Origin of the sequence: Protofrankia sp. CiP1_Cm_nod1 (genome assembly GCF_920888515.1) — a bacterium.
Taxonomy (GTDB): domain Bacteria; phylum Actinomycetota; class Actinomycetes; order Frankiales; family Frankiaceae; genus Protofrankia.
In genome coordinates this window covers 1-7,569 of sequence record NZ_CAKKTM010000247.1, presented here as the reverse complement: position 1 = coordinate 7,569, position 7,569 = coordinate 1, and the positions used below count along the sequence as shown (strand labels likewise).

Here is a 7,569-nt window from a genome sequence, read left to right as displayed (position 1 = left end):
GCCCTGATCCGCTCGGTGCGCTCCCGGCGGGCGCGGCGCTGCGCGGTGCGCGGGTCGTCGGCCAGCGGCGGGGCCTGCCCGCGCTTGGCGGCCATGACCGCGTCCATCAGCGCGAGCCCCTCGAAGGCGTCCCGGGCGTAGCGGACGTCGCCCTGGTAGAGCTCGGCGAGGTCGCCCTCGACGTAGGCGCGGGTGAGCGCGGCGCCGCCGAGCAGCACCGGCCAGGTGGCGGCCACCCCGCGGGTGTTCATCTCCGCGAGGTTCTCCTTCATGACCACGGTCGACTTCACCAGCAGCCCGGACATGCCGATCGCGTCGGCGTCGTGCTCGGACGCCGCGGCCAGGATCGTGCCGATCGGCTGTTTGATCCCGAGGTTGACGACGGTGTAGCCGTTGTTGGACAGGATGATGTCGACGAGGTTCTTGCCGATGTCGTGGACGTCGCCCTTGACCGTGGCGAGCACCAGGGTGCCCTTGCCGCGGGCGTCGGTGCGCTCCATGTGCGGCTCGAGATAGGCGACGGCGGCCTTCATGACCTCGGCGGACTGCAGCACGAACGGCAGCTGCATCTGCCCGGAGCCGAACAGGTCGCCGACGACCTTCATGCCGTCCAGCAGGGTGTCGTTGATGATCGCCAGCGGGTCGCGGGAGCGCATCGCCTCGTCGAGGTCGGCCTCCAGGCCGGTGCGCTCCCCGTCGATGATCCGCCGTTTGAGGCGTTCGTCCAGCGGCAGGGCGGCCAGCTCCTGCGCCCGGGTCGGCCCGCCGGCGCTGCCGTCCACACCCTCGAACAGCTCCAGGAAGCGGGTCAGCGGGTCGTAGCCTTCGCGGCGGCGGTCATGGACGAGGTCGAGGGCGACCTCGCGCTGCTCGTCCGGGATACGCGCGGTCGGCAGGATCCTGGACGCGTGGACGATGGCCGCGTCCAGCCCGGCGGCGACGCACTCGGCCAGGAACACCGAGTTGAGCACCACCCGGGCGGCGGGCTTGAGCCCGAAGGAGATGTTGGACAGCCCGAGGATGGTCTGGACGTCGGGACGCCGGCGTTTGAGCTCGCGGATGGCCTCGATGGTGGCCGCCCCGTCGCCGCGGGACTCCTCCTGGCCGGTGCCGAGGGTGAAGGTGAGCGTGTCGACGAAGATGTCGGCCGTGCGCATCCCCCACCGGCCGACGAGATAGTCGATCGTCCGTTCGGCGATCTGTACCTTGCGCTCGGCGGTGCGGGCCTGGCCCTCCTCGTCGATGCACATCACCACGACGGCGGCGCCGTGCTCGACGACGGCCGGCATCACCCGGGCGATCCGGGAGTCCGGCCCGTCGCCGTCCTCGAAGTTGACCGAGTTGACCACCGAGCGTCCGCCGAGGCACTCCAGGCCGGCCTCGATGACCGGCGGTTCGGTGGAGTCGAGCATGACCGGCAGGGTGGACGCGGTGGCGTAGCGGCTGGCGACCTCGCGCATGTCGACGGTGCCGTCCCGGCCGACGTAGTCCACACACACGTCGATCATGTGGGCGCCCTCGCGGGTGGCGGTCCGGGCGATCTCGACGACGTCGTCCCAGCGGCCGTCGATCAGCGCGTCGCGAAACGCCCTGGACCCGTTGGTGTTGGTGCGTTCCCCGACCATCAGGACCGAGGTGTCCTGCCGGAACGGCACGGACTGGTAGAGCGAGGCCGCGGCGGCCGGCGGCTCGGCGTCACCGACGGCCCCGGCCCTGGCCTCACCGACGGTCGTGGCCTCACCGGCCTCACCGGCGGCCCCGGGCGTCACCGAGGAGCCTGTCCGGGCGGGGGCCGGGCGGCGGCGGGTGGGCACACCCCGGCCGGCGACCCGCTCGACGACCTGGCGCAGGTGCTCGGGGGTGGTGCCGCAGCAGCCGCCGACGAGCACCGCGCCGTAGTCGCGGGTGAAGACGTCCTGGGCGTCGGCGAGCTCCGCCGGGGTCAGCGGGTAGGTGGCGCCGTCGCTGCCCAGTTCGGGCAGGCCGGCGTTCGGCATGACCGACAGCCCGGCCCGGGCCTGCTGGGACAGGTAGCGCAGGTGCTCGCTCATCTCGGCCGGGCCGGTGGCGCAGTTCAGGCCGATCAGGTCGATGCCGAGCGGCTCCAGCGCGGTGAGCGCCGCGCCGGTCTCCGAGCCGAGCAGCATCGTGCCGGTCAGCTCCACGGTGATCTGCGCGATCAGGGCCACCCGCCGGCCGGCCTCGGCCATCGCGCGGCGCGCCCCGATGATCGCGGCCTTGGCCTGCAGGAGGTCCTGGGCGGTCTCGACCAGGATGGCGTCGACGCCGCCGGCGAGCAGGCCGGCGGCCTGCCGCTGGTAGGCGTCCCGCAGCGGCCGGTAGGTGATGTGGCCGAGGCTGGGCAGCTTGGTGCCGGGGCCCACCGAACCGAGGACGAAACGGGGCTGACCCGGCCGGCTCCAGAAGTCGGCAGCCTCACGGGCGATCCGGGCGCCCGCCTCGGCCAGTTCCCCGATACGGTCGGCGATGCCGTACTCTCCAAGATTGGCGAGGTTGACCCCGAACGTGTTTGTCTCGACCGCGTCACACCCGACAGCGAAGTAGGCGTCGTGGACCGCCCGTACCACGTCTGGACGCGTCACGTTCAGGATCTCGTTACAGCCTTCGTGCCCGTCGAAGTCGTCGAGTGTCAGGCCGGTGGCCTGCAGCATCGTTCCCATGGCGCCGTCGGCCACCACGACGCGCTCGGCCAGGACGGACAGCAGATCTCCTCGCACGTCCGAAGCGTACCGGTAGCATCACCGCCGCCCATGGTCGTGGCTTGCGCCGCGTCCTGGGTTCGCCCTGCTTACGGGCCTTCCGGCCGGCAATATTTTTGTCAGCCGGACGGTGGGGCGGGACGGGCCGGGACGGTCCCGTGGCATTTCCCCGACAGTGGGGCACAAGGATCCGCCGGCACGCGCGAGCGTAGGACGTACCGTTGCACTGTCACAGGGGCAGTGAACCGCCAGGGGGCGGCAGGAGGTGGCAGGTGATCGAGTTCTCCGATGTCGGTCAGCTACGGTCGCCGATCGTAGTGGCTGCCTTCGAGGGCTGGAACGATGCCGCGGACGCGTCGTCCGCGGCCGTCGAGCATCTGGAGTCGACGTTCGACGCGCGGGTCGTCGGTGCCATCGACCCGGACGACTACTACGACTTCCAGGTGAACCGGCCGACGGTGAGCGGGACAGGCGACGACCGTAAGATCGCCTGGCCGACGACCCGGCTGTCGGTGGCGCGCCCGACCAGCGGCGACAGCGACCTGATCCTCATCCGCGGCCTGGAGCCGAACATGCGCTGGCGCAGCTTCACCGACGAGCTGATCGAGGCCGTGCACGCCCTGGGCGGCGAGACGGTGGTCAGCCTCGGCGCGCTGCTCGCGGACTCACCGCACACCCGTCCGGTGCCGATCAACGGCACCGCCGGGGACGCCGGCACCGCCGCCCGCTTCCGGCTGGACGCGTCGAAGTACGAGGGCCCGACCGGTATCGTCGGGGTCTTCGCGGACGCGTGTACCCGCGCCGGGCTGGCGAGCGTGTCCTTCTGGGCGGCGGTCCCCCACTATGTGGCGAACCCGCCCTGCCCGAAGGCGACGCTGGCGCTGCTGCGCCGGGTCGAGGACCTGCTCGACATCGAGATCCCCCTCGGTGACCTGGCCGACCGGGCCCGGGCCTGGGAACGCCAGGTGGACGAGCTCGCCGCCGGCGACACCGAGGTCGCCGAGTATGTCCGGGCACTTGAGTCGAGGGAGCCGGAGACCGAGCTGCCGGAGGCCAGCGGGGATGCGATCGCCCGCGAATTCGAACGGTACCTGCGGCGCCGCGGACGGTAGCCCACCGGCCCTTGGACCAGATCGTGCATGCCCTGCCCGAGTGCGACACACGACACAGGACCCTCCCCGCCGCCCGTTCTGACGCTCCGCCGCCCGGCGGCCGCCGTTCCTCGGCGGCTACTCCTCGACGACCTCGGCGTCGAGGATGTCCTCGTCGTCGCGGTAACGCGAGGAGCTACCGGGCACCTTCGCCGTCCGGGCGAAAAGGCTCGTATCGGTAAAGCTCGCATCAGTGACTTTCTGCTCTGAGCCTATCACTGTCTGCGCGGATGTAGCCACGTCCTCCGGACGGTACGCAGTGGCCCGTTCACGCTCCTCGGCGCCCACGCCCGCGGTCCCGGCCCGGGCCAGCTCCGTGACCGCCCGGTCGATCTCCTCGGTGTTGACCAGGCTGCGCAGCCGCAGCAGCGCGCCGAGCACCTCGCCCTGCTGGCGGCGCAGCGTCTCCAGGCTGCCGGACAGCTGCGTGATCTGCGTCTCGATGTCGGCCTGCCGCTGCCGGGCTTCCAGCCGGGACTGCTCGACCGCGTCGAAGAGCAGCCTGTCGGCCTGCTCGCGCGCCTTGCGCACGATGGGATGACTGGCGGCGGAGTCCTCGACGACCTCCTGGAGGGCCCGCTCCGCGATACCGCGGGCACCCGCGACGATCTCGTCGGCCTCCTGCTGCGCGATGGCCAGCATGATGCCGATCCGCCCACCCGCCTGCGCCGGCGACCGGTCGGGCAGCTGGGCCTCGGCGTCCCGGCGGCGGCGTTCGCTCTCCAGCGCCGCCTCGGCCGCGGCCGCCCGGGCCGTGACCTGGCCCGCGTACCGCCACAACGTGTCCAGGTACGCCTCGACCTGCTGGGGGTCGTAGCCCCGCGCCACCTCGTCGAATGTCGGCCGTTCACCGTAGGTTCCAGCGTCTGCCCGCTGGTAGTGGGCGCCCATCAACGTGAACATCCTCCAGGCACGACAGGGTCACGGCACGACAGGGTCACGGTACAACCGGGTCACGGTACAACCGGGTCAAGGTCCACCCCGAGCAGCGAGTCGATGATGGCACGTGCCAGTCCGGGAGCCTCGAGGTCCTGGCCGCCCACGGTCAGCGCCGTGGCCGCCCAGCGGTCGACCGCGGCGAGCGCGCCCGGGGCGTCGAGATCGTCCGCGAGATGCCGGCGGACGTCGTCGAGCAGCGGCCGGGCGTCCGGGCCGCGCTCACCGGCGGCCGCCGCCTGCCAGTGGGCCAGCCGGTCACGGGCGGTGTCGATCGCGCCCGGTGTCCACTCCCATCCCACGGTGTGCCGGTGGTCGAGCAGGGCGAGCCGGACCGCCGCCGGCTGGACACCGCCGCGCAGCAGCCGGGAGACGAACTCCAGATTCCCCCGCGACTTCGACATCTTGTGCCCGTCGAGGGAAACCATGGCGGTGTGCACGTAGGTACGGGCGAACGGCCACACCCCGCTGGCCGCCTCCGCGTGGGCGACGCCGCACTCGTGGTGGGGAAACACCAGGTCGGTGCCGCCGCCCTGAATGTCGATGCTGTCCCCGAGGTGCGCCAGCGCGATAGCCGCGCATTCGATGTGCCAGCCCGGCCGGCCCGGCCCGAACGGGGAGGGCCACGACGGTTCCCCGGCGCGTTCCGCCCGCCACAGCAGCGGGTCGAGCGGATCCTCCTTGCCCGCACGCCGCGGGTCACCACCGTTCTCCGCGGCCCGGGCGACCATTTCGGCGTGGCTGAGGTGGGAGACCTCGCCGAAGCGGGGAGCCACGCCGATCGGGAAATAGATGTCCTGTTCCACCGGGTAGGCCGCGCCACGGTCGCGCAACTGTTCGATCAGTTCGATGACAAGCGGAATCGACTCGACCGCCCCGGCGTACACCGCGGGCGGAAGGATGCGCAGCGCGGTCATGTCGGCGCGGAACAGTTCGGTCTGGCTGCGGGCAATCTCCCGCCAGTCCAGGCCATCCCGCCGGGCCCGCTCGAACAGCGGGTCGTCGACGTCGGTGACGTTCTGGACGTAGACGACGTCGTGCCCGGCATCCAGCAGAACCCGGTACGCCAGGTCGTAGGTGAGATAGGTGAATGCGTGCCCAAGATGCGTGGCATCATACGGGGTGATCCCGCAGACGTACATTCGGACTGTCTGCCCCGCGGCGAGTGGGCGCACGGCGCGGGTGGCCGTGTCGGAAACCCGGAGGGGTAATCCCCGGCCAGGCAGCCGGGAGCGAGAGGGAGCCGGCCAGGATTGCATATGGTCAGCGTAGCCGGACGCGCGGAACACGCAGTCGCTTCGGGGGATCCGCGGACCCGCGCCCGCCGGCCGGTTGGCCGGCAGGTCAGAAGGGCGGCCAGGGGATTGCCGGCCAGTCACCGGACGGCATCGGAAAACGGCGTTCGGTCAGCAGCCGGGCGGCCCGGGCCCGCAATCCGCCGATTTCCGCGGTGGTGAGAAGGCCGGCGAGCGCCGCCGCGAGCGGGCCGTCGAGAGCCTCCCGCAGGCAGGTGAGCAGTTCGGTCTCGTCCGCGCGCAGGCGCTGGCCCCGCCACGTCCACAGCACTGTCCGCAGTTTGTTCTCGACGTGGAAGGTCACTCCGTGGTCGACGCCGTAGACGCGGCCGGACGGGGCGGGCAGCAGATGCCCGCCCTTGCGGTCGGCGTTGTTGATCACGGCGTCGAACAGGGCGACCGCCCGCAGCCGGGGATCGTCGGAGCGGATGAGAGCAAGCAGGTCCACGGTCTCGTCGACGTCGATCCACAGCTGGACCATGCCCGTCCCGAACGGGCCGCCCCGCAGCACCGTGGGCGGCACGATCCCCGTCCCGGTCTCCTCGGAGACCAGGTAGGCCGCGCGTTCCCGGCCGGCCAGCGTCCCGTCGGGGAAGTCCCACAGCGCGCGCTCGCCGCGCACCGGCTTGTAGACGCAGCGCCGGTCGACCCCGTCCAGGCTGATCTCGCAGTACAGGGTGGCGTTGCTGGCCTCGAGCAGGCGTCCGGTGACGGTGATCTCGCCGTCCCGCAGCAGCGTGAGGGCGTCGGACGCGTCGAGGCCCCCGGTGTCGGCCGGACCGGGCCCCGGCCCCGGCCGTCCAGGCGGGGTGACGTTGGAAGCGGGCTCACTCACGCCACCCAGTCTGGACGGCCGGGTGCGCGCCCGTCCCGCCCTGTGGCCCACCCTGCTTATGGTTCGGGCTTATGGTTCGGCCTACGCCCCGCCGCCTACGCCCCGCCGCCTACGCCCCGCCGCCTACGACCGCGTCGCCCTCGTCGGCGGGGAACGTCAACGGGGCCGGCAGCAGGTCGGCGACGGGACCGCCCCGGTCGTTCACCCGGACCACGAACGGCCGCCGTTCGGTGTAGCGGATGATGGTCAGCGAGCAGGGGTCGATCAGTATCCGCTGGAACAGGTCGAGGTGGATGCCCATGGCGTCCGCGACGATCGCCTTGATGACGTCGCCGTGGGAGCAGGCCAGCCAGACCGCGCCCGGGCCCAGCCGGGTGTTCCAGTCCCGCACCGCGGTGACGGCCCGGTGCTGGGTGTCGCGCAGCGCCTCACCGCCGGGGCCGGGGAAGACCACCGCGCTGGGATGGTCCTGCACGGTCCGCCACAGCGGGTCGGCGGTCAGCACCTTCGTCTCCTGACCGGTCCAGTCGCCGTAGTGGCACTCCCCCAGCCGGTCGTCGAGCGTGACGGCGTCCCGCTCCTGCCCGCCGGCGCCCACTCCGGCGCCGGACGCGGCCGGGGCGGCCGGGGCG

The 7,569-nt window shown here is 72.1% G+C and carries 6 protein-coding genes; 1 reads left to right on the top strand and 5 read right to left on the bottom strand.

Features of this window, described 5'->3' with window-relative positions; translation table 11 throughout:
* Window positions 1-2,726 (bottom strand): homocysteine S-methyltransferase family protein (locus NBX02_RS11190; protein WP_445548371.1); only part of this gene is annotated, 2,726 nt, incomplete at its 3' end.
* Between the two features lie 266 nt (window positions 2,727-2,992).
* Between NBX02_RS11190 and NBX02_RS11185 the strand changes: the two genes are divergently transcribed.
* Window positions 2,993-3,832, top strand: coding sequence for a PAC2 family protein (locus NBX02_RS11185; protein ID WP_250282022.1), 840 nt, complete (start codon window positions 2,993-2,995; stop codon window positions 3,830-3,832).
* Window positions 3,833-3,949: 117 nt separating this feature from the next.
* Here NBX02_RS11185 and NBX02_RS11180 read toward each other — a convergent pair whose 3' ends face one another.
* The 4 genes from NBX02_RS11180 to NBX02_RS11165 all read right to left on the bottom strand — a co-directional run.
* Entirely contained in the window at window positions 3,950-4,774 is an 825-nt protein-coding gene (locus tag NBX02_RS11180) for a hypothetical protein (protein WP_250291244.1), read from the bottom strand.
* 50 nt (window positions 4,775-4,824) lie between these two features.
* On the bottom strand, window positions 4,825-6,066 hold the full coding sequence (mshC, locus tag NBX02_RS11175) for a cysteine--1-D-myo-inosityl 2-amino-2-deoxy-alpha-D-glucopyranoside ligase (RefSeq protein ID WP_250282018.1): 1,242 nt from the start codon (window positions 6,064-6,066) through the stop codon (window positions 4,825-4,827).
* An 85-nt stretch (window positions 6,067-6,151) separates the two neighbouring features.
* Window positions 6,152-6,937, bottom strand: a complete 786-nt coding sequence (locus NBX02_RS11170; protein WP_250282015.1) for an SCO1664 family protein — start codon at window positions 6,935-6,937, stop codon at window positions 6,152-6,154.
* A gap of 109 nt (window positions 6,938-7,046) precedes the next feature.
* Window positions 7,047-7,569: histidine phosphatase family protein (locus NBX02_RS11165; protein WP_250291242.1), on the bottom strand; the 523-nt coding region annotated here is incomplete at its 5' end.